Genomic DNA, 21,373 nt, shown 5'->3' with positions numbered 1-21,373 from the left:
GTGCTAGGACTCGTCAACCGCGCACGGGCGCGTCAGCGCCTTTGCGATCGGCGCAGCGAGCGCGGCGATGCTCTCGGCCGTGCCGGATTCCCGACCCTCGAGCGCCCTTGCGCCGACGGTCCGGTCGAAGACCAGGCCCTCCAGGAGGGCGATCAGGTCTGCCGCGTCCCGCTCCGGGTCGGCGGTGCCGAGCGTGCGGGTGAGCTCGACCGCACGCTCCCGGGAGAACAAGCTGACGGCAAGCGCGGCCTGGATCTGCTTGTCGTGCACCATCTCCAGCGTGAGTGCATAGCGCGCTCGGATGTCGCGGGCGCGCTCGGAGAGCAGCCCGTCGACGTAGGCGGCGATCCCGTTGGCGATCTCGGCGATACCTGCTCCTGTGTTCGGCGCCTGCGGTTCCTGCTGGGAATCGGCGAAGGCGCGTCGCGACCGGTCGGTGAGGTGGCCGACCGTCGCGACCAGCAGGTCGCGTTTGGTCCTGAAGTAGTAGGACGTCGATCCGGCGGGCAGCCCCAGATGGCGGTCGATCCCGCGATGGGTGAGTGCCCGGATGCCGTCCGTGGCGATGATGTCGAGCGCGGCATCGGCGATGCGCGCGCGCCGGTCTGTCGTTTCCGTCATTGATGTCGCTCCGATCACGTTGACCCATGAAACTCTACATTTGTAGAGTCGCGCTATGAAACCGATTCGAGTGGATGTGTTCGACCGGGCCGCGCACGACGCCGGATTCGTGCTCGACTCCGCGCAGCGGGCAGCCGCCGAGCGCCTGGCCGCGATGGACCCCGCGACCGGTCGCGGGATCTACCTGTGGGGCCCGGTCGGCAGGGGTAAGACCTGGCTGATGGACGTGTTCCGCGAGGGCCTCGGCGGCGTCCCGTCCCGGCGCGTGCACTTCCACGAGTTCTTCCGCCGGCTGCACGAGCTCGTGCACACCGACGGGATCGAACGCGCGATGGACCTGCTGCTCGGACGCTGCAAGGTCCTGTTCTTCGACGAGTTCCACGTGCACGACGTCGGCGACGGTGCGCTGTTGACGAGGCTGTTCGCAGTGCTGCGGAAGCGCCGGGTGACGCTGGTGGTGACCTCGAACTATCCGCCGGACGGGTTGATGCCGAACCCGCTGTTCCACGAGACGTTCGTGCCGACCATCGAGGTGCTCAAGGAACGGATGGAGATCGTCGAGGTGGCGGGCGCCGTCGACTACCGGGAGTCGGGGACCGCTGGGAGGCGATTCGGTGCGGGGCGGTACCTGTCGGACGCGGCCGGCTTGCAGTGGCCAGCGGCAGCCGATCGCGTGACGCTCCGCCCGACCACCCAGCCCATCACGGCGCTCTCGGCGGCGGGCGATCTCGTCTGGTTCGAGTTCGCCGACCTGTGCGAGCGGCCGACCTCGACGCTGGACTACCTGAGCCTGGCGGCGGCCTACCCGCGCTGGGTGCTCAGCGGTGTGCCCCGGATGGCCGACGCGAGTCCCGATGGGGTGCAGCGATTCTGCAATGTCGTCGACATCCTCCACGACCAGGACGCGGAGCTGACCCTGGTCGGCGCGGATTGGCGGGTGTCGGGACCCGAGCCGGTCGCGGGCGGGCTGGACCTGGCACGCACCCGCAGCAGATTGGCGCTGCTGGGGTGAGTTAGCCCGCGGCGGGGTCGAGGTCGCGATCGGTCGACGACCCCGAGGGCGCCGCGGGCCTCTGCTCGTCCCCGCGGCCGCGGGTGATCAGCCAGCCGAAGGCCGTCGCGACGGGGAACATGATGACGCCGTACACCGCCGCGGGGACCGCGATGCGGGTGCTGTCGAGCAGGCTGATCGCGATCGTGATCGCGAGCGTGCTGTTGTGGATGCCGATCTCCATCGAGCTGGCGATCGACTGCCTGCTGGCGATGCCCAGCCTCCGCGGCAGCACGTAACCGATGCTCAGGCTCAGAATGCAGAAGATCAAGGTGATCAGGCCGACGTCCGCCAGGTACCCGGTGACGTTCTCCCGCTCGGCGATCACCGTGCCGACGATGACCAGCGCGAGGACCACCGCCGAGCCGATCCGAACGGGACGGTCCATCCGGTCCGCGAAGGCGGGCCACGCCTGCCGTACCCAGACGCCGATGGCGACCGGGATCAGCACGATCGCGAAGATCTGCACCACCTTGGCGAACTGCAGGCCGAGCGAACCGGTGCCGTCCGATGGTGCGAAATGCCCGAGGGCGAAGTTGGTGATCAGCGGTAGCGACACCACCGCGATCACCGAATTCACTGCCGTGAGTGTGACATTCAGTGCGACATCACCGCGGAACAGATGACTGAACAGGTTTGCCGTTGTCCCGCCGGGGGAGGCGGCCAGCAGCATCATGCCCACCGCAAGGAGCGGCGGCAGGTCGAACAGCAGCACCAGCCCGAACGCGATCGCGGGCAGCAGGATCAACTGGCAGACCAACGCGATCGCGACGGCCTTGGGATGTCTGGCGACCCGCGCGAAGTCCCCGACGGTCAGGGACAGGCCGAGGCCGAACATGATGATCGCCAACGCGAGCGGCAGTGCGACCGTGGACAGCCCGGAATTCATCGCAGATCCCCGTTTCCTGGAAGGCTCGCGACGTGCACGCGTCGCCGACAGATTCTCGGCGCAAAGATACGGGTGTCCACACCGGAATTGGGCATATCGCCCATATTCGTCGTGCCGGAGGGCGCCGCAGTCGCCGCATCGCCGAACCGACCTATCGCTGACTATGACGGGTGGCATAGCCTCGCTGGGACGAGTACCCGGCGAGAGGTGGAATCGATGACGGTCGCACACGAGGTCAAGGATCAGATCCAGCAGATCGGCGGGGGATTCATGTTCTCCCGCGAGGCCAAGGAGTTCGGCCGCAGCACCGGTGTGGACGGCTTCATCGGCCCGTACATGCGCGGCCGCTGTGGCGTCCTCGGCGAGGTCGACGCCGACGTCGTGACGGCCGCCGCCGGGTTCTTCCCCGCCGACAGCGTGCGGGCCGCCTGGGAGTCGGTGGCGATGCCTGCCGCCGAGGCCGCCCGTGGCTACGCGCTCGCCGCGCAGCAGTTCGGCGTCCGCAAGCTCGCCTCGTTCGACGGGGCCGAGCGGCTCGCCGAACTGATGGAGGCCGTCGCGGCCAACGCCGATCCTGCGGGTGTGCCGCTGTTCGCCGGCTGGCGGGCCGTGCCGCTGCCCGCGGATCCGCGGGCCCGGGTCCTCCAGCTCACGCACGTCCTGAGGGAGCTGCGTGGAGGGGTCCACCTCGTCGCCGTCAAGAGCCAGGGCGTCAGCCCGCGGGACGCCGTCCTGATCGCCGGCTCGCCGCTGGCCAGCGGGCCCGACCAGGCCGCGCTCTACGGCTGGCCCGCGCCCTACACGGCGCCCGGCGAGGATGTCCGGGCCCGATGGGCGCGCGCCGAGGAGATCACCGACGAGCTCGCCTCGCAGGCATTCGACGTCCTGGACGAGACCGAGGGCAAGGAACTCGTCACCCTGCTCGCGGACGCCAACGCGGCAGTCTTCCCCGCTCGCTGATCCCGGGGCCACCCCGCCTGCGAATCCATCGATCTCGTGCGGGCACCGTGCGACGATGGAGTGGTGGGCACGGCGGTCGGTCGCACTGCCACGGTTATCGCGTTGATCGTGGTGAGCGTCCTTGCGCTCCGCGGCTACCTGCCCGAGGTCGAGGAGCCGCCTGCGGCGCCGCCGAGGACCGACGGAACGGCCGCGCTGGTCGCGATGCTCGTCATTGCGGCCATCGCGGTCCTCGTGGCCGTGATCGCCCTGGTGGCGGTGCTGGTACTGGGCCCGTCGCGCAGGCCGGTGCGACCGGCACCGACGTGGATCGGCCACCGCCCGTCGCCCGGCCGATGGTGGCAGGGGGTGGCGTGGTTCGGGTTTGCGGGACTGGTGGTGACCGCCGCGCTCGCCCTCGCACCGAGCAGGGACCGGGCGGCCCCCTCCGATCCGAATGGCGGCGCGACCGATCCGAACCTGCCCGCGGTCGGACAGCTCCCCGCTCCCCGCGGCAGTGAGATCTGGCCGGACATCCTGCTGGTGTTGCCGCTGTTGACCGCGCTGCTGTTGGCCGGGGCCGTCGCCCGCGCGCGGCTCCTGGTGCCAGAGACGACCGACTCCAGCGAGGAGGACACGGTCCCCGCTGCCCGGCGAGCGGCCGCCGAATCCTTCAGGCGGGCAGCGGAACTGGTCCTCGCCGAGGTCGCGAACACCGGGGCGGACCCCCGAGCGGCCATCATCGCCTGCTACCTGGCGATGGAACGCGCTCTCGGCGCGGCGCCCGACGCCGCGCCACTGGCATCCGACACCCCATCCGAGGTGCTGGCGCGTGCGGTACGCCACGGCGCGCTGCACAGGGAGAGTGCCACGGCTCTGGTCGGGCTCTTCGAGGAGGCCAGGTTCAGCGGGCACGAGATGACCGAGCGACACCGGAGCACGGCGGCGGAGTTGTTGCGCTCCGTCCTGGCCGAGCTGGAGGAGATGCGATGCGCCGCATCGCCGTGATCGGGATCCTCTTCGTCGCGGCGCTGGACGCGATGGCGCTGCGGGCCGGCGCGCCCGCGGCCGCGCTGATCGCGATCGGAGCGTCGGCCGCCGTCGTGATCTTCGCGATGCGCCGAGCCGTCGACGCGGCACCGGCGGCGGGCGAGGTCGTCGCGCCGTCGAACTCCCAGCAGGAGATGCTGCGGCGCTGGCGTCTTCGCACAGAGACGCTGGTGAGCTGGGCGGACGGTTCGTGCGCGGACTGGGACCGGCACCTGCGGCCGCTGCTCGCCCGCGAGTTCGTGCACGTGAGCGGACCGCATGCTCCCCGGGGCCACGCCGAGATCGAGGCGGCAGGGGCCGCGATGTTCGGCGCCGACCTGTGGCGGTGGGTGGACCCGGCGGGGGCGCGCACGGGCGATCCGGACGGGCCCGGCCCCGGGCGTGGGGCGCTCGAGCGCATCCTGACCCGCCTGGAGCAGCTGTGACCGCCGCGACGCGGGCCACCACGGCCCGAGCCGGGGCGGTGCTCGCCGAGATCGAACGGGCCGTGGTCGGCAAGCGGGACGCGATCACGACGGTGCTGCTGGTGGTCCTCGCCGGTGGGCACGTGCTGATCGAGGACCTGCCGGGGCTGGGCAAGACGCTGATCGCGCGGTCCTTCGCGGCGGCACTCGGGCTGGAGTTCACCCGCGTCCAGTTCACTCCTGACCTGCTGCCAGCCGACCTGCTCGGCTCGACCGTCTACGACATGCAGTCGGGACGCTTCGAGTTCCGTGCCGGACCGGTGTTCACCAACGTCCTCCTCGCCGACGAGATCAACCGAACGCCGCCGAAAACCCAAGCGGCGCTGTTGGAGTCGATGGCAGAGGGGCAGGTCAGCATCGACGGGGTCACCCGCCGGCTGCCGGACCCGTTCATCGTGCTCGCCACCGACAACCCGATCGAGTACGAGGGCACCTATCCGCTCCCGGAGGCGCAGCTCGACAGGTTCATGCTGCGGCTGCGACTCGGATACCTCGGCGCCGCGGACGAGCAGGAGATGCTGCAGCGCCGCCTGGACCGCGGCGCGGGCTCGGTGGACGTCCGGGCGACCGTGACGGCGGACGAACTGCACGCCATGCGCGACAGCGTCGAACAGGTCTCGGTGCACCCGGACGTGCTCCGGTACGTGGTGTCGCTGGCGGCCGCGACCCGCTCGCATCCCCAGGTGGAGGTCGGCGCGAGCCCACGGGCGGAGCTCGACCTCGTCCAGCTCGCCAGGGCGCGGGCACTCCTTGGCGGTCGGGACTACGTCATCCCCGAGGACATCAAGGCGCTGGCCGCGCCCGCGGTGGCGCACCGGATCTCGCTGCGACCGGAGATGTGGGTGCGCCGGATCCACCCCGAGGAGGTGGTCGCCGACATCCTGCGCCGGCTGCCGGTGCCGAGGGCGAGCACGTGAGCGCCATCGAGTGGCGGGCCTCGCCCGCGGCGGCGGCCCTCGCCACGTGCTCGGCCACCGCACTGGTCGTCGCGCTCGTCGGTGGCAGACCGGAGCTGCTGGCCTTCGCCGCCCCGATGCTCGGCGCGCTCGCGGCGCGGGCGCTGTTGCCCCGCCCCGCCGATCGGGTGACCGTGCGCGGCGATCCGACGACGGTCCGGATGTTCGAGGCGGAGTCGGTGCGGCTTGCGGTCGCGGTGGACGCGGCCGGTCTGCGGTCGGCCTGCGGTGTCCGGGCGCTTCCGCAGGAGGGGCTGGAGATCGAGCAGGAGGCGGCGAGCCCGGACGACCGGCGCACGGGCGTGCGGATCACCGCCGGACGGTGGGGGAGCTATCGGCCGCGGGTGGCCGTCGACGTGACCGCGGCGGGTGGGTTGTTGGTGGGTGCGGCGGTGGCCGAGGTGGCCACGGTCGATGTGTTCCCCCTCGTGGATCCGAACCGGCCGGGGATCCCGCCGACGGACCTGCCGGATCGGTTCGGGGCGCATCCAACCGAACGACACGGGCCAGGGGTGGAGTACGCGGACATCCGCGCCTACGTCCCCGGCGACCAACTGCGCGCGGTGAACTGGCCGGTGAGTGCGCGCCGCCGCGCCCTGCACGTCACCGAACGCCGGACGGATCGCGCGGCGGACGTCGTGGTGTTGATCGACGCGCACCCGCAGGCGCCCGGGCCCGCGAGCGAGAGCCTGGATCGTTCGGTGCGCGGCGGCTGCCAGGTCGCGCAGGCGGCGCTCAGGCGTGGTGACCGCACCGCGGTCGTCGTACTCGGTACCCGATCGCGCTGGCTCGCACCGGATCTCGGTCGCCGGCAGTTCTACCGGATCGTCGAGGCCGTGCTCGGCGCGGGCGAGCGCACCCTGCCGCTCGAGGGCACGCTGGTGCCGCGACCAGCCGTGCCGCCCGGCGCCGCGGTGATCGCCTTCACCACGTTGCTGGATACGGACTTCGCGCTGGCCCTCATCGACCTTCGCAAACGGGGCCGCACCGTGGCCGTGGTGGACGTGCTCGCAGGCCCGCCGTTCGTGGACGAGCTCGATCCGACCGTCGCGAGGATGTGGCGGCTCGAACGCAGGAACATGTATCGGGATCTCGGCGTCCTCGGGATCGATGTCGTCGGCTGGCAGGGGGATTCGTCTCTCGAACGCGTGCTGGCCGGGGTCGGCCGCCGAGACAGGCGGGCGGTGGTGCCGCGATGACCACGCTCACCGGATCGAGCGCGATGGCCCTCGGCGCCGGCTGGTCGATGAGTGCCGCCGTCGTTCCCCATGCGCAGGCGCAGGCACTGATCGCGGCGGTGCTCTCCGCCGCGGGGGTGTTCGTCGCGCGGTGGAGCCGGGTGGCGGTGGTCTGTGCCGTGCAGGGCGCGCTGCTCGCGTTGGCGCTGGGCGAGCCGACGCCGGTGCAGGCGGGAGTTGCCGGAGTCGGGGCGACAGTGTTCGTGCTGGCCGCCCATTCCGCGCACATGCCGGGGATCGTGGTCACCGAAGTGGGGCAGGTGCTGGCGGTGGCGGTCGTGACCGCGGCCGCGGCGGTGTCGGTGTTCCTGTTGCCCTTCGAGATCGCCTGGCTGCCACTGGTCGCGCCGATCGCATGCCTGGCGGTGTACGCGTTGGTGCTCGCGCCCTATGCCACGGCGAAACGGGTTGGCCGTGACGATCATCGGCGCCTCGTGGATTGAGCGGCAGGGCCGTGCGATCCCCGGTGGCAACTCTCGGCGCGCGCACCCCGGGGAGGTTTCGGCCTGATCTGGCCCTACGGTGGGCGAAGAACCCACCCACCCCAACAGCAAGGAGTCACCGGACGTGGACGGCACCACCGATTCTTCGGCGTTGGACCTGGAGGCGCATCTACCACGTCTGACGGCGCGCGGCGTGATCCTCAGCCTGCTCGTCAGCAACCATCCCGCGCAGCCGACCCCGGCTCAGGTGGTTCGTGCGGCCGGGGCCTTCGACATCAAGGAGTCCGCTGCCCGGGCCGCGTTGAGCCGGATGGTCTCCGGTGGTGACCTGATCCGGACCGCCGACGGATTCCATCTGAGTTCTGCGCTGCTCGAGCGCCGCCAGCGGGTGCTCCACGAGGTGCGGCAGGAGACCACGGACTGGGACGGGGAATGGGAGATCGTGGTGGTGACCGGGAGCGGGCGAGACCCGGGCGACCGCGCCACCCTGCGCGCCCGGCTGACCCGGCTGCGCCTGGCGGAGTTGCGGGAGGGGGTGTGGCTGCGCCCGGCGAACCTGGTCCGCCCGCTGGGCCTGGTCGGCCAGCCGGTGGAACTGCTGCGGGGGCGACCCGACGGTGACGCCGTCGAGTTGGTCGCCGCGCTGTGGGACCTGTCCGCGTGGGAGAAGGAGTCTCGTCGGCTGCTCGGCCTGATGGACCTTGCGGTCAGCACAGTGGACCGGTTCACGGTGGCCACGGCGATCGTGCGCCACCTGCTCACCGATCCGGTGTTGCCGCCCCAGTTGCAGCCGCACCCGTGGACCGTGGCGAACGTACACACGGCGTGGGCCGCGTACCAGGAAGAGTTCGTCTCGATCCCCGAAGTGGGAGGGGGCGCGGAGGGCTGAATATTACTCATTGACTTCAACTGTTTGAAAAACGTAATGTCCTTCGCATAGTCGAAGGAGGCAGCCATGCAGACGCATGAGGTTTTCAATCAGGCCAACCCGCTCGAGGGCCACAACGTGGCCGACGACCCGACGCTGATGGACGGGCTCGTGCGTGAGGGTGCCGAATGGTCGGTGGGCGAGGTGAACGCGCTCGGCGAGCTGGCCGGCACCGCGGAGGTGCAGGACTGGGGCCGACTGGCCAACGAGAACCCGCCGATTCTGCGGCCCTACGACCGTTTCGGCCATCGGATCGACGACATCGAGTTCCACCCGGCCTGGCACGACCTGCTGACCACCGCCGTGGCCAACGGCCTGCACGGCGCACCGTGGTCGGATGACCGCGCGGGCAGTCACGTCGCCCGCGCTGCGAAGTTCTACGTCTGGTCGAACGTCGAAGCCGGTCACACCTGCCCGATCTCGGCGACGTACGCCGCGATCCCTGCCCTGCGGGACAACCCGGAGTTGGCGGCCACCTATGAGCCGCTGCTGTCCAACGGCTTCTACGAGTCGGGTCTGACGGCGCCCCTCGGCAAGGCCGGGCTGCTTGCCACCATGTCGATGACCGAGAAGCAGGGCGGCTCCGACATCCGGGCGAACACGACCCGCGCGACGGAGCAGCCGGACGGCAGCTACCGGATCGTCGGCCACAAGTGGTTCACCTCCGCCACCATGGCCGATCTCTACCTGGCCCTCGCGCAGACGGATGCAGGCGTGACCTGTTTCCTGGTGCCGCGCGTCCTGCCCGACGGCACTCTCAACGACGTGCGGTTGATGCGGCTCAAGGACAAGCTGGGCAACCGGTCGAATCCGTCGGGGGAGATCGAGTACCAGAACGCGGTCGGCTGGCGGATCGGGGAGGAAGGCCGGGGCGTGCCGACCATCATCAAGATGGTCAACATGACGCGACTGGACTGCCTGATCGGCGCGGCATCGGGCATGCGCCGCGGCGTCACCCAGGCCGCGCATCACGCGACGTACCGTAAGGCGTTCGGCAGCTACCTGATCGATCAGCCCCTGATGCGCAACGTGCTGTCGGATCTGACGGTGGAATCCGAGGCCGCGTCGCTGCTGATGATGCGCCTGGCCGGAGCGCACGATCGATCCACCCGCGGCGACCAGGCGGAAGCGCGGTTCCTGCGGCTGGCGCTGGCGATCGGAAAGTACTGGGTGTGCAAGCGGTGGCCCGCGCACGCGGCGGAGTCACTGGAGTGCTTCGGCGGCAACGGCTTCATCGAGGAGTCGCAGATGCCGCGGCTCTTCCGCGAGTCCCCGCTCAACGGCATCTGGGAAGGAAGCGGCAACGTGGCGGCGCTCGACGTGCTGCGTGCCATGGCCAAGAGCCCGCAGTCGGTGGAGGCGTTCTTCGGTGAGGTCGCCCTCGCGGGCGCCGAGCCCAGTATCCAGCGTGAAGTGGCCGAGATCCGGTCCCAGCTCAACGATCTCGCAGGCGCAGAGGTTCTGGCCCGCCGGGTCATCGAACGGATGGCCCTCGTCCTGCAGGCATCGCTGCTGGTCCGGTTCGGCGACCCGGCCGTCTCCGACGCGTTCATCGCGACCCGCCTCGACGGCGACCGGGGCAGCGTCTACGGCACCCTGCCCGCCGGCGTCGACTTCGCGGCGATCATCGGACGCGTCACCCCGAAGGTCGGCTGAGCGAACACATTTCGAGTCGGACCCATACAACGCAAGGGAGTCGATCAATGCAGGGAATCGGTGAGTGGGCGGTCCAGCGCGCCCGACTGAGCGGGGACAAGGTCGCGTTCGTCTACGACGGGCGGTCCTGGACGTATGGCGAGTTCAACGACCGCACCGACCGACTGGCCAATCAGCTTCGTGATCGGTTCGGGGTCCGGCGCGGGGATCGGGTCGCGGCCGTCGTCGCGTCCTCGGTGGAGTGCCTGGAGATCCTCTTCGCGAGCGCGAAGCTCGGGGCGATCTTCACGCCGATCAACGTGCGGCTGACGGCGCCCGAGATCGGTTACGTGCTGGCCGATCTCGGTGCGGAGCTCCTGTTCGCACACGGGATGTTCACCCAGGTGCCGGACGCGTTGGCGGAGCCCGGCGTCCAGGTACGCGACGTCGTCACCCTGGGCGAGGGTTACGACACGCTGGTGGCGGGCGGGAGCCCGACGCCGGTGCCCTCGCAGGTCGACCGGCACGACGTGGCGGTGATCATGTACACCTCGGGGACCACCGGCCGCCCCAAGGGCGCGATGCTCACGCACGAGAACCTGCGAGCGAACGCCGTCGCCGTCACGTCGGCGTTCGGACTGCGTCGGAGCGATGTCACCGTCACCGCGCTCCCGATGTTCCACATGGGTGGGCTCGGCCTGCACACGCTGCCCTTCATCTACGTGGGCGGCCGCAACGTGATCCTGCCGTCGTTCGACCCGACCACCGTCCTGGAGCTGGTAGCCAAGGAACGGGCGACCCAGCTGCTGCTCGTGCCGACGATGTGGCAGGCCGTGACGGCGGTGCCCGATCTCAAGCGTTACGACCTGTCCTCGCTGGACTGTGCGCTCACCTCCGGGGCGCCTGCGCCGATCGGGGTGCTCGAGTTCTTCGCCGATCTCGGCATCCCGTTCGAGGAGGGCTTCGGGATGACCGAGTGCGCGCCGTCGGTCGCGAAGCTCGATGCCGAGTACATCCGCACCAAGGCCGGGTCCATCGGCCGGTCGCTGTTCGGTATCGAGACCCGGATCGTGGACGACCGGGATCAGGACGTGCCAACCGGCACCGTTGGCGAGCTCCTCGTACGGGGAGACAACGTCTTTGTCGGGTACTGGATGCGCCCCGAGGAGACCGCCGAGGCGTTGCGCGGCGGCTGGTTTCACTCCGGCGACCTGGGCTGGGCCGACGAGGACGGCTTCATCACCCTGGTGGACCGGAGAAAGGACATGCTGATCAGCGGCGGGGAGAACGTCTACACCCGCGAGGTCGAGCTGGCGATCGCGCAGATGCCTCAGGTGCGCGACGTGGCCGTTGTCGGTGCCGCACACGAGAAATGGGGGGAGACGCCGGTGGCGTTCGTGGTCGCCACGGAGGGCGAGATCCTCACGGAGGAGGAGGTCATCGCGTTTGCCCGCCAACGGCTTGCCGGCTTCAAGACGCCGACCAGGGTGTGCTTCCTCCCGGCTCTGCCGACCACCGCGACGGGCAAGATCCAGAAGAACGCTCTGCGTGATCGGCTGTCCGCCGGTATGTCCGACGGATAGCAGGACCGATCACCTGTCACTACGGCCGGCCGTGGCACTGCCACGGCCGGCCGTAGTGATGACAGGGCGGCCACATCCGGCGACGGCGCCCGAAGCCGGGAAGCCCCGCGAACGCGAACGCCGGTGGTGCCCGCTTTCGCGGGCACCACCGGCGTTGGTGAACGTGATCTGTGCGCTACGGCAGCAGCTGATCCATGAAGGAGTTGCTGTAGATCCGGTGCGGGTCGAGCGTGTTGAACGTCGCCCGTGCGGTGTCCCAGTTGTCGCTCGCGGGCACGCCGTCGCGGTAGCTCTGCGGCAGGGCGCCGCTGATGATTCCGCCGTCGGTGTACGGGTTCGCGCCGAACGCCCAGCCCTTCGACCACTCGGGGCGGAAGGTGTAGTCGTTGCCCGTGTAGTGCGAGCGCATCCACTGCTCCATCTCGCGGTAGAACTCGAACATGCCGGGGGTCCCCGGGACGCCGAGCACATTCAGCCAGATGGCGGTGTCCCACTCGGGATGATCCGGGCGCGGACGCATCGCGGAGATGGTCGGAGCGCCTGCCGACGGGACCTTGACGTCAGCGGCCTGGTCGAGGCCGCAGCAGCGGATCTCGACGGGACCGTTGAGCGGGTACTGGCCCTTGGCCTTGTAGAACTCGATGCGCTCGTTGAACCAGTTGGTGAAGTCGTGGATGACCTGACCGATGTTGGCGCGGTTGGTGATGACGGCGCCGCCGCCCTCGGTCAGGCGGAGGGTGGTGGCCTTGATGTAGAACTGGATGTCCTTCGACCAGCCCCAGATGTCGTTGGCGTTGGTCGCGGCGAGTCCCGCGACCGTGGTCGTGTACATCGTCTGGCCGAACAGCGGTGCGATGCCGGGGGCACCCGCATTCATCTGTCCGAGAAGATCGGTGAGCACCTCGGGCAGGTTGTCCGAGAACGGGTAGTTGTACGGGCCGGTGACCTCGCGGGACCCGGCGGGCTTGGTGGGCGCGACCGACCACACCTTGAGCCACGGCTTGTCGGTGAACGGGTACCAGATGGCCTCGACGCCGCCGTTGGAGGCGACGTAGCTCTCGAAGGTGCGGCCCGAGGCGCCCTTTGCCCCGAACATCTCGGTCCACTTGATGTCGGTGTAGCTCTGGCACCGCATCCGGAAGTTCGGGCCCGCCTGCAGGGTCACCGAGGTGAGGAAGGTGCGACCGAGGTTGGTCAGCAGGGGCTTGATCTGAGGATCGTTGCGGGAGTAGGTCTTCTGCGCGTACGCGGAGCCGTCCCAGACCACCGCGGTCAGCGAGGTCACCAGGTTGCTCAGCGAGCCGTAGGTGTGGCCCGGAGCGGTGCCCTGTCCGTTCGCGGGCAGGGCGGCGCCGTGCGCATCCACGGCGAGCGAGCCCGCGATGGTCAGCACGCCGGGAGCGGGGAGGTTGGCGAAGCCGAGGCCCTGTGCCTGCAGCGCGGTGGTGATCGCGTCCAGAGTGGCGCCCGGGCCTGCGGTGACGGTCGCCGGGGAGCCACCCGCGTTGACCGACACGCCGTTGAGGTGCTTGATCGTGTCGACCAGGATGACCTTGTCGACGGGCGCGCCGTTGACGACGGTCAGCGGGGTCCAACCGTGCATGGCGCCACGCGGACGCAGCTTGTACCCGTTGGCGTGCGCCCAGTTAGCCAGCCGGACAACGTCGTCGGCGGACTTGGGGTGACAGGTCCAGACGGAGTCCAGCATGATCTCCTTGGACCAGTTCTGGTACGCCTGCTGCGCGAGTTCGATGCCGTCCGGGAAGCTCGGCGGTGCGGGGAGCGTCGGTCCGCCGCCAAGAGAACCCGAGCCGCCTGCCGAACCCGACGAGCCGAGCGGGATGGCGTAGACGGGCGTCCATGCGCCCGCCGCCGTCGCTGCCAGGGCCCCCGCCCCTGCAGCGAGGAATCCCCGCCTGGATAAGCCGAGACGCTTATCGTTCGATTCCGGCATGCGTTTACTCCAGTCGTGTGTGAGAGAGGGGGAGTTGTGTTCGTCAGTGCTGGGTAGATCGGTCGGCCGTGCTGGGAACGGCCGACCGATCTGTCGTGCTTGCCTGGATCAGGCGAGCGTGAGGACCACGTCTGCCAGGGCCGGCGAGTCGCTGCGCTCGAGAACGCTTGCCGAGATGAGCAACTGGCCGGTTTCTTTCCAGATTCGGATCTTGAGGGTCTCGCCCGGGTAGACCACCCCGGCGAAGCGGGCCTTGTAACCCTTGACCTTCGATGTGTCAGCGTCCAGCGCGGCATCGACAGCGGCCTTGCAGACCATTCCGTACGTGCACAACCCATGCAGGATAGGCGCAGGAAAGCCTGCCGCGCTGGCGAATTGAGGATCTGAGTGCAGCGGGTTCCGGTCGCCGCACATCCGGTACAGCAACGCCTGCTGCGGCAGGATCGGCGCCTCGACCTCGAAGTCGGGGGACCGGTCGGGCAGCGGGGCGGACTCCGACGGGCCGCGCTCGCCGCCGAAGCCGCCCTCTCCGCGCGCGAAGATCGACGACCGTGCGGTCCACAGCGGGTTCCCGTCCAGGTCGGTGGTGGTGGACTCCTGGACGATGACCGCGGCCTTGCCCTTGTCCCACACCTCGGAGATCCGGGTGGTGGTGCGTGCACTGCCCTCGGACGGAATCGGCTGGTGCACGGTCACTTCCTGGCTGCCGTGCACCACCTTGGCGAGGTCGATCTCCACACCGGGGAAGGACACCTTCGGCGCCTCGGTGGCATGGATGTTGGCCACCACGGTGGCGAAGGTCGGCAGCACCTGCGGCTTGCCGTCCTCGAGGTAGCGCAGCTCCTTGGCATCGAGCGGCCGCGCGCCGGCTCCGATGCCGAGGTGGTACAGCTGCACGTCCGAGCTGGTCCAGGAGAACTCCTGGGTGGGCAGCTCGGCGCCGATCGCGATGCTGGGGTCGATGGGCAACGTGACTCCCTGTCAGTTCGAAGTGGCGGGGGCGGTGGCGGACTCGGCGTTCGCGTCGGAAGCCGACTCGGCGCTCGCGCCCGACTTCGCCTTCGCGGCGATGTCCAGGACCGCGAGGTACGCGAAGGTCATCGCGGGTCCGATGGTCGCGCCGGGGCCTGCATAGGTGTGGCCCATCACCGGCGCGCTGACGTTGCCTGCCGCGTACAGACCCTCGATGACGGTGCCGTCCTCGCGCAGCGCGCGGCCGTCGACATCGGTCTGGATGCCGCCCTTGGTGCCGAGGTCGCCCGGCACCATCTTGATCGCGTAGAAGGGGGCCTTGCTGATCTCCGCCAGGCTGGGGTTCTTCAGGCGGGGATCGCCGTAGTAGGCGTCGTATCCGCTGTCACCACGGCCGAAGTCCTCGTCCTTGCCGTTGCGCGCGAAGCCGTTGAACCGCTCGACGGTCTCGGTCAGCGCGTCGACGGGCAGGCCGGTCTTCTCGGCGAGTTCGGCGATGGTGCCCGCCTTCACCACGATTCCGGCCTTGAGCCAGCGGCCGGGGAACGGCGAGCGCGGGGTGATGCCCGCGAAGGTGTACCGGTTGCGGTAGCGCTGATCCAGGATCATCCAGGTCGGGATGTTCTCGCCCGGGCCCTCGCCCTGGCCGTACTTGCCGCCGTACATCATGTGGGTGGCCTCGACGTACGGGGCGGCCTCGTTGCCGAACCGCTTGCCGCTGGTGTTGACCATCATCGAGCCGGGCAGGGTCCGCTCGGAAAGGGCGAACCACGGGCCGCCGGTCAGCGGGATGGACGGACCCCACCAGGCGTCGTCCATGAAGTCCACTGCGGCACCGACCTTCTGGCCGGCCAGGATGCCGTCGCCGGTGTTGGCCTTTGCGCCGACGGTCCACTCGGTGGTGATCGGGGCGCGCTGGTACTGCTTGCGCATCTCCTCGTTGTGCTCGAAGCCGCCCGAGCCGAGCACGACGCCGTGCTTGGCGCGGATGACCTGCTCCTCGCCGTCGACGAGCACCTTCACGCCGCGGACGGCGCCGTCCTCCGTGTACAGCTCGGTCAGCGGGGTGTTCAGCAGGATCGGCACGCCCGCGTCGCGCAGACCGATGCGCATGCCCGCGACCAGGGCCTGCCCGCGGACCAGCAGGTCCTTGCCGGTGGCCTTGGCGGCCAGGAAGCGAATGCCGACCTTCATCGCGCGAATGGGTCCGCGGCGGTTACGCATCAGCAGGTTCAGCCACTTGTAGTCGGCCTGCGTGATGACGAAGTTCTTGGGGGCCTTGACGTAGTCCGGCTCCAGGTTCTTGCGGTCGTCGCCGAGCTGGTTGCCGTCGAAGGGCGACGGCTCCACCGAGCGTCCGCCGAGGCGGCCGCCGGGGGCCTCCGGGTAGTAGTCCGAGTAGCCGGGCACCCACTGCAGCTTCAGCGCGCTGTTCTTCAGCACGAACGAGAGCATTTCCGGCCCGCGGTCGAGGTAGGTGTTGATGCGCTCGGGCGCAACGACATCGCCGATGATGCTGTGCAGGTACTCGCGGGCCGCCTCGCGGGTGTCGGTGACACCGTCGGCCTCGAGCACCTCGTTGTTGGGGATCCAGACGCCGCCACCGGACCTGGCGGTGGAGCCGCCGTAATGGGCGGCCTTCTCGACGATGACGACGCTCAAACCCTGGTGGGCGGCGGTCAGGGCCGCGGTCATGCCCGCCGCGCCGCTACCGACAACGACGATGTCGTATTCCTGCTTGCTCATGTAGAACACGTTATAGAATGAGGTGGCTCTCAGTCCATGCTTTCTGCCAGGAAGTATTGCCGAATTGGGGCTTGACAACCGGAACCAAACGAAAACACGTTGCAGGGTGGCGGAAGGTGGTGCGCGGTGTCCTGGGACCTTTCCGCGGATGTTGTGGTGATCGGGGTCGGCGTCGCGGGTGTCTCCGCTGCCCTCGAGGCAAATTCGGCGGGTGCGGACGTGATCGCGCTCGACCGCTACAGCGGAGGCGGGGCCAGCACCATCTCGGGCGGCATCGTCTATGCCGGTGGCGGGACGTGGGTGCAGAAGCAGGCCGGGGTCGCCGACAGCTCGGACGCGATGTTCGCCTACCTCAGTCGCGAGGTCGGGGACGCCGTCAGCCAGGAGACGCTGCGGAAGTTCTGCGACGAGAGTCCGGCGATGATCGACTGGCTGACCGGGCACGGGGTGCCGTTCGAGGCCTCGCTCTGCCCGTACAAGACGTCGTACCCGAGCAATCGTCATTACCTGTACTACTCGGGTAGCGAGGCGGCGGGCGGCTTCCGCGACGTCGCGAAGCCGGCGCCCCGTGGCCACCGGGCCAAGGGCAAGGGCACCTCGGGCAAGATGCTCTACGGGCCCCTGATCGCCTCCGCGTTGGCGAACGGCGTCCGGTTAGAACAGCAATCCCGTGCGACGGAGCTGATCATGGACGACACTGGGACCGTGGTCGGGGTCCAGTGCCTGAGCCTTCGCGGCGCGCCGAAGCGGGTGCGTGCGCGGTATGCCGCGCTGACCTCCCTCTCCTCCAAGCCGGGTATCTACTACCCGCCTATGCGCAAGATCCTGCAGAAGCAGATCGAGAGGATGGAGGCGCGGTACGCCAAACCGATCCGCATCCAGGCCCGCTCGGGCGTGGTGCTCAGCGCGGGCGGGTTCATCGCGAACCGCGAGCTCGTCGCCGAACACGCGCCGCAGTACCGCGGCGGACTGGCGCTCGGCACGGCGGGCGACGACGGTAGTGGAATCCAGATGGGGACCGCGGTCGGCGCCGCGACCGACAAGCTGTCCAACATCTCCGCCTGGCGTTTCATCGTCCCGCCCAGTGCCTTCCTCAGCTCGGTGCTCGTGAACGAGAAGGGCAACCGGATGGTCGACGAGTCCCGCTACGGGGCCGCGCTTGGCCACGCGATGATCGCCGAGAACTCCGGGCAGGGCTGGCTGCTGGCCGACGCCGACCTGGTGAAGGAGGCGCGCTCGCAGCTCGGCACCCAGACCATGTGGTTCCAGCGCGTCCAGGCCGAGACCCTGCTCCGCACCGACGGCGTCACGGCGAACACCCTTGAAGAAGTGGCGGCCAAGGTCGGGATCGACGCGGCCGGGCTGGCGGCGACGGTCGCGGCGCACAACGACGCGATCGCGGCAGGCGAAGCGGATCCGATGGGCAAGCCGGCGGACTTCGTGCGGCCGGTGCGTACGGCGCCGTTCTCGCTGTTCGACGTGTCGCTGAAGAAGAGCCTGACCAACCCGTTGCCGATGCTGACCCTCGGTGGCCTGGTCGTGGACGAGGGGACCGGTGAGGTCACCTCGACTGCGGGAGCGGCCATCCCGGGTTTGTACGCGGCGGGCCGTACCGCGGTGGGGATCTGCTCGAACTCGTACGTCAGCGGACTCTCGCTCGCCGATTGCATCTTTTCCGGCCGCAGGGCTGGCGCGCATGCCGTACAAAGGGGCTCCGCCTAGTTCTCCAGGTACCGACGAAAGGAATCAATGATGCTCTCGTCCGAGATGCGCACCCAGCTCGCGGATCGTCTCGATACTGCAGAAAAGGGGCGAGCAGCGATCGATCCGTTGTCGGCGCAGTACCCGGACCTGGACGTCGTTGACGCCTACGAGATCCAGCTGATCAACATCCGCCGTCGGGTGGCGGAGGGTGCCCGCGTGGTCGGGCACAAGGTCGGCCTGACCGCAGCCGCGATGCGCGAGATGATGGGCGTCGACGAGCCCGACTACGGCCACCTGTTCGACGACAGGGAACTGCGCGAGGGTGAGCCGGTGGACACCTCGCGCTTCCTGCTGCCGCGAGTGGAGGTCGAGGTCTCCTTCATCCTGGGGGCGGATCTGCCCGGCGCGGGGTGCACCGTCGATGACGTGATCGCCGCGACGGAGTTCGTGGTGCCGTCGATCGAGCTGATCGACACCCGGATCAAGGAGTGGAAGATCGGCATCTGCGACACCATCGCAGACAACGCCTCGTACGCCGGCCACGCGATCGGTGCCCAGCGCGTCCGGCCCGGCGACATCGACCTCACCTCCATCCAGGCCACCCTCCTGCGCAACGACGAGTTGGTCGCGGAGGGCCGCAGCGATGCCGTCCTCGGTAACCCCGCGGCAGGCGTGGCCTGGCTCGCGCAGGAGGTCGAGGGCTTCGGGGTGCAACTGAAGGCGGGCGACATCGTGCTCCCGGGGTCGTGCACCCGGGCTTTCGATGTCCGCCCGGGGGACAGGTTCCACGCCGAGTTCAGCGGGCTCGGTTCCGTTTCTCTACAGTTCAAGTAGGAGACACCCATGACCAAGGCAAGCGTGGCGATCGTCGGGTCGGGAAACATCAGCACCGATCTGCTCTACAAACTGCAGCGCTCCGAGTGGCTCGAACCGCGCTGGATGATCGGCATCGATCCACAGAGCGAGGGTCTGGCGCGGGCCCGCAAGATGGGTCTCGAGACCTCAGCGGAGGGCGTCGACTGGCTCCTCGACCAGGCTGAGAAGCCGGATCTGGTGTTCGAGGCGACCTCGGCCTACGTGCATCGCGACGCCGCGCCGCGGTACGCGGCGGCCGGCATCCGCGCGATCGACCTCACCCCCGCGGCCGTCGGCCCTGCGGTGGTTCCACCCGCCAACCTGCGCGAGCACCTCGACGCGCCGAACGTCAACATGATCACCTGCGGCGGCCAGGCGACCATCCCGATCGTCTACGCGGTCTCCCGCGTGGTCGACGTGCCGTACGCCGAGATCGTCGCGTCGGTTGCGTCGGTCTCCGCCGGACCGGGCACCCGCGCCAACATCGACGAGTTCACCAAGACCACCAGCCGTGGCATCGAGGTCATCGGCGGCGCCCGCAAGGGCAAGGCGATCATCATCCTGAACCCGGCCGACCCGCCGATGATCATGCGCGACACCATCTTCTGTGCCATCCCCGAGGACGCGGACCGGGCTGCGATCACCGACTCCATCCACCGTGTGGTGGCGGACATCCAGGAGTACGTGCCCGGATACCGTCTGCTCAACGAGCCCCAGTTCAACGAGCCGAGCGTGGTGTCGGGCGGTCATGCGACCGTCACGACCTTCGTCGAGGTCGAGGGTGCAGGCGACTTCCTGCCGCCGTACGCGGGCAACCTCGACATCATGACGGCGGCGGCAACCAAGGTGGGCGAGGAGATCGCCCAGAAGCTCCTCACCGTAAGGGCGTGAGCGCAATGGCACTCATCGACGGCACAGTTCATTTCGACCCGGCGTGGGACGTCCGGGTCACCGACACCTCGCTGCGCGACGGCTCGCACCACAAGCGGCACCAGTTCACCGGGGACGAGGTGCGGGCGATCGTCGGCGCGCTCGATGCGTCCGGTGTGCCGGTCATCGAGGTCACCCACGGCGACGGACTCGGCGGGTCCTCGTTCAACTACGGCTTCTCCAAGACCCCCGAGCAGGAACTGATCAAGATCGCGGTGGACACCGCGAAGCGGGCGAAGATCGCCTTCCTGATGCTGCCCGGCCTCGGCATCAAGGAGGACATCATCGAGGCCCAGGGCAACGGGGCCTCGATCTGCCGCATCGCCACGCACTGCACCGAGGCCGACGTCTCGATTCAGCACTTCGGCCTGGCCCGCGAGCGCGGTCTCGAGACCGTCGGCTTCCTGATGATGGCGCACTCGACGCCGCCGGAGAAGCTCGCGCAGCAGGCCCGGATCATGGCCGACGCCGGCTGCCAGTGCGTGTACGTGGTCGACTCCGCGGGCGCGCTCGTGCTGGAGCAGGTATCCGAGCGCATCGAGGCGCTGGTGTCCGAGCTCGGCAACGATGCCCAGGTCGGTTTCCACGGTCACGAGAACCTCGGTCTCGGCGTGGCGAACTCGATCGCCGCGGTGCGCGCGGGCGCCAAGCAGATCGACGGCAGCACCCGCCGCTTCGGTGCGGGCGCGGGCAACGCGCCGGTCGAGGCGTTCGTCGGGGTCTGCGACAAGATCGGCGTCAAGACGGGCATCGACTTCTTCTCGATCGCCGACGCTGCGGAGGACGTGGTGCGCCCGACGATGCCCGCCGAGTGCCTGCTCGACCGGCAGGCCCTGATGATGGGTTACGCGGGGGTCTACTCCAGCTTTCTCAAGCACGCCGAGCGTCAGGCCGAGCGGTACGGCGTCTCCGCCGCCGAGCTGCTGGTGCGCGCGGGCAAGCGGAAGCTGGTCGGCGGTCAGGAAGACCAGCTGATCGACATCGCCCTCGAGCTGCAGCGGGAAGCCGCAGCCGGCTAGACAGATACGAGAAGGGGCGCACATCCGGATGGATGCGCGCCCCTTCTCGTGTTCGGGTGTTCGCTACGCGTCGGTGTCGCGCACCTCGAGGATGCCCTCCATGACGGCGTGGTTGATGCTGTTCAGCAGTCGTGGACAGGTCTGCTGAGACCCGGTTCGCCCTCCGGAGCTGGTGAATTCCGGGCACACCTGCGCCGGGTCGGCCTGCCACTGGATGCTGGTGTGCTTGAAGCTGTTCTTTCGAACGAGGACGCAGGTGCCGCAGGCGCGGCACTCCACCTCCTGCAGGCCGTCCTCGAGGTAGGTCTGCAGGTCGATGGCGGTCTGTGCGCGGACGGCCTCGACCCGGGCCGGGCTGTCGGCGAAGTCAGGGGCCTTGGCCCAGGTCGAGGTCAT

Annotated in this window: 20 protein-coding genes; 14 read left to right on the top strand and 6 right to left on the bottom strand. The window is 69.3% G+C overall.

All coding sequences use genetic code 11. The features are described from left to right. Nucleotides 1-3: 3 nt before the first annotated feature. Nucleotides 4-621, bottom strand: a complete 618-nt coding sequence (locus BR31_RS29695) for a TetR/AcrR family transcriptional regulator (protein ID WP_037177744.1) — start codon at nucleotides 619-621, stop codon at nucleotides 4-6. A 55-nt stretch (nucleotides 622-676) separates the two neighbouring features. Between BR31_RS29695 and zapE the strand changes: the two genes are divergently transcribed. Next, a complete protein-coding gene (zapE, locus tag BR31_RS0122020; RefSeq protein WP_081830631.1) occupies nucleotides 677-1,633 on the top strand; it encodes a cell division protein ZapE in 957 nt (318 codons plus the stop codon). Between the two features lies 1 nt (nucleotide 1,634). On the opposite strand, the gene BR31_RS0122015 is transcribed toward zapE, so the two are convergent. Beyond that, nucleotides 1,635-2,561: a bile acid:sodium symporter family protein gene (locus BR31_RS0122015; RefSeq protein ID WP_027502875.1), complete on the bottom strand. Its 927-nt coding sequence runs from the start codon at nucleotides 2,559-2,561 to the stop codon at nucleotides 1,635-1,637. A 216-nt stretch (nucleotides 2,562-2,777) separates the two neighbouring features. On the opposite strand from BR31_RS0122015, the gene BR31_RS0122010 reads away from it, so the two are divergent. The 9 genes from BR31_RS0122010 to BR31_RS0121970 all read left to right on the top strand — a co-directional run bounded on the left by BR31_RS0122010 (nucleotide 2,778) and on the right by BR31_RS0121970 (nucleotide 11,797). Next, a complete protein-coding gene (locus BR31_RS0122010; RefSeq protein ID WP_027502874.1) occupies nucleotides 2,778-3,521 on the top strand; it encodes an SCO6745 family protein in 744 nt (247 codons plus the stop codon). Nucleotides 3,522-3,584: 63 nt separating this feature from the next. Further along, on the top strand, nucleotides 3,585-4,508 hold the full coding sequence (locus BR31_RS0122005) for a DUF4129 domain-containing protein (protein ID WP_156042583.1): 924 nt from the start codon (nucleotides 3,585-3,587) through the stop codon (nucleotides 4,506-4,508). Beyond that, a complete protein-coding gene (locus BR31_RS0122000) occupies nucleotides 4,490-4,975 on the top strand; it encodes a hypothetical protein (RefSeq protein WP_027502872.1) in 486 nt (161 codons plus the stop codon). Before BR31_RS0122005 ends, BR31_RS0122000 begins: the two co-directional genes overlap by 19 nt. Next, the gene (locus tag BR31_RS0121995; protein ID WP_027502871.1) at nucleotides 4,972-5,931 is read left to right on the top strand and encodes an AAA family ATPase; all 960 of its coding nucleotides are present in this window, start codon (nucleotides 4,972-4,974) and stop codon (nucleotides 5,929-5,931) included. Before BR31_RS0122000 ends, BR31_RS0121995 begins: the two co-directional genes overlap by 4 nt. Then, complete coding sequence (locus BR31_RS0121990) at nucleotides 5,928-7,169, top strand: DUF58 domain-containing protein (protein WP_037177741.1); 1,242 nt, start codon at nucleotides 5,928-5,930, stop codon at nucleotides 7,167-7,169. Before BR31_RS0121995 ends, BR31_RS0121990 begins: the two co-directional genes overlap by 4 nt. Next, nucleotides 7,166-7,651 (top strand): hypothetical protein, encoded by a 486-nt coding sequence (locus BR31_RS29690; protein WP_051637641.1) that lies wholly within the window; start codon nucleotides 7,166-7,168, stop codon nucleotides 7,649-7,651. The genes BR31_RS0121990 and BR31_RS29690 overlap by 4 nt, the downstream gene beginning before the upstream one ends. A gap of 124 nt (nucleotides 7,652-7,775) precedes the next feature. Next, entirely contained in the window at nucleotides 7,776-8,540 is a 765-nt protein-coding gene (locus BR31_RS0121980; RefSeq protein WP_051637643.1) for a hypothetical protein, read from the top strand. Nucleotides 8,541-8,606: 66 nt separating this feature from the next. Further along, the gene (locus BR31_RS0121975) at nucleotides 8,607-10,235 is read left to right on the top strand and encodes an acyl-CoA dehydrogenase family protein (RefSeq protein ID WP_027502868.1); all 1,629 of its coding nucleotides are present in this window, start codon (nucleotides 8,607-8,609) and stop codon (nucleotides 10,233-10,235) included. Between the two features lie 47 nt (nucleotides 10,236-10,282). Beyond that, on the top strand, nucleotides 10,283-11,797 hold the full coding sequence (locus BR31_RS0121970; RefSeq protein ID WP_027502867.1) for an acyl-CoA synthetase: 1,515 nt from the start codon (nucleotides 10,283-10,285) through the stop codon (nucleotides 11,795-11,797). A 175-nt stretch (nucleotides 11,798-11,972) separates the two neighbouring features. Here BR31_RS0121970 and BR31_RS0121965 read toward each other — a convergent pair whose 3' ends face one another. From BR31_RS0121965 to kstD, 3 genes are all read right to left on the bottom strand, one after another. After that, complete coding sequence (locus tag BR31_RS0121965) at nucleotides 11,973-13,751, bottom strand: cholesterol oxidase substrate-binding domain-containing protein (RefSeq protein ID WP_027502866.1); 1,779 nt, start codon at nucleotides 13,749-13,751, stop codon at nucleotides 11,973-11,975. A gap of 108 nt (nucleotides 13,752-13,859) precedes the next feature. Continuing rightward, the gene (locus tag BR31_RS0121960; RefSeq protein ID WP_027502865.1) at nucleotides 13,860-14,720 is read right to left on the bottom strand and encodes a MaoC/PaaZ C-terminal domain-containing protein; all 861 of its coding nucleotides are present in this window, start codon (nucleotides 14,718-14,720) and stop codon (nucleotides 13,860-13,862) included. 12 nt (nucleotides 14,721-14,732) lie between these two features. Continuing rightward, nucleotides 14,733-16,469 (bottom strand): 3-oxosteroid 1-dehydrogenase, encoded by a 1,737-nt coding sequence (gene kstD / locus BR31_RS29685; protein WP_231496659.1) that lies wholly within the window; start codon nucleotides 16,467-16,469, stop codon nucleotides 14,733-14,735. Between the two features lie 126 nt (nucleotides 16,470-16,595). Here kstD and BR31_RS0121950 point away from each other — a divergent pair, with 126 nt between their 5' ends. The 4 genes from BR31_RS0121950 to dmpG are packed head-to-tail and all read left to right on the top strand — an operon-like array spanning nucleotide 16,596 to nucleotide 20,977. Beyond that, nucleotides 16,596-18,191: an FAD-binding protein gene (locus BR31_RS0121950; protein WP_027502864.1), complete on the top strand. Its 1,596-nt coding sequence runs from the start codon at nucleotides 16,596-16,598 to the stop codon at nucleotides 18,189-18,191. Between the two features lie 30 nt (nucleotides 18,192-18,221). Then, the gene (locus BR31_RS0121945) at nucleotides 18,222-19,007 is read left to right on the top strand and encodes a 2-keto-4-pentenoate hydratase (RefSeq protein WP_027502863.1); all 786 of its coding nucleotides are present in this window, start codon (nucleotides 18,222-18,224) and stop codon (nucleotides 19,005-19,007) included. 9 nt (nucleotides 19,008-19,016) lie between these two features. Then, nucleotides 19,017-19,919: an acetaldehyde dehydrogenase (acetylating) gene (locus BR31_RS0121940; RefSeq protein WP_027502862.1), complete on the top strand. Its 903-nt coding sequence runs from the start codon at nucleotides 19,017-19,019 to the stop codon at nucleotides 19,917-19,919. A gap of 5 nt (nucleotides 19,920-19,924) precedes the next feature. After that, complete coding sequence (gene dmpG / locus BR31_RS0121935; RefSeq protein ID WP_037177737.1) at nucleotides 19,925-20,977, top strand: 4-hydroxy-2-oxovalerate aldolase; 1,053 nt, start codon at nucleotides 19,925-19,927, stop codon at nucleotides 20,975-20,977. A 63-nt stretch (nucleotides 20,978-21,040) separates the two neighbouring features. Here dmpG and BR31_RS0121930 read toward each other — a convergent pair whose 3' ends face one another. Then, the gene (locus BR31_RS0121930; protein WP_027502860.1) at nucleotides 21,041-21,373 is read right to left on the bottom strand and encodes a hypothetical protein; all 333 of its coding nucleotides are present in this window, start codon (nucleotides 21,371-21,373) and stop codon (nucleotides 21,041-21,043) included.

The sequence above is a fragment of the Rhodococcus sp. UNC363MFTsu5.1 genome, from assembly GCF_000686785.1.
Classification (GTDB): domain Bacteria; phylum Actinomycetota; class Actinomycetes; order Mycobacteriales; family Mycobacteriaceae; genus Rhodococcus_G; species Rhodococcus_G maanshanensis.
Note: the sequence above shows the minus strand (reverse complement) of the source record. Positions and strands in the feature narration are given on the sequence as shown.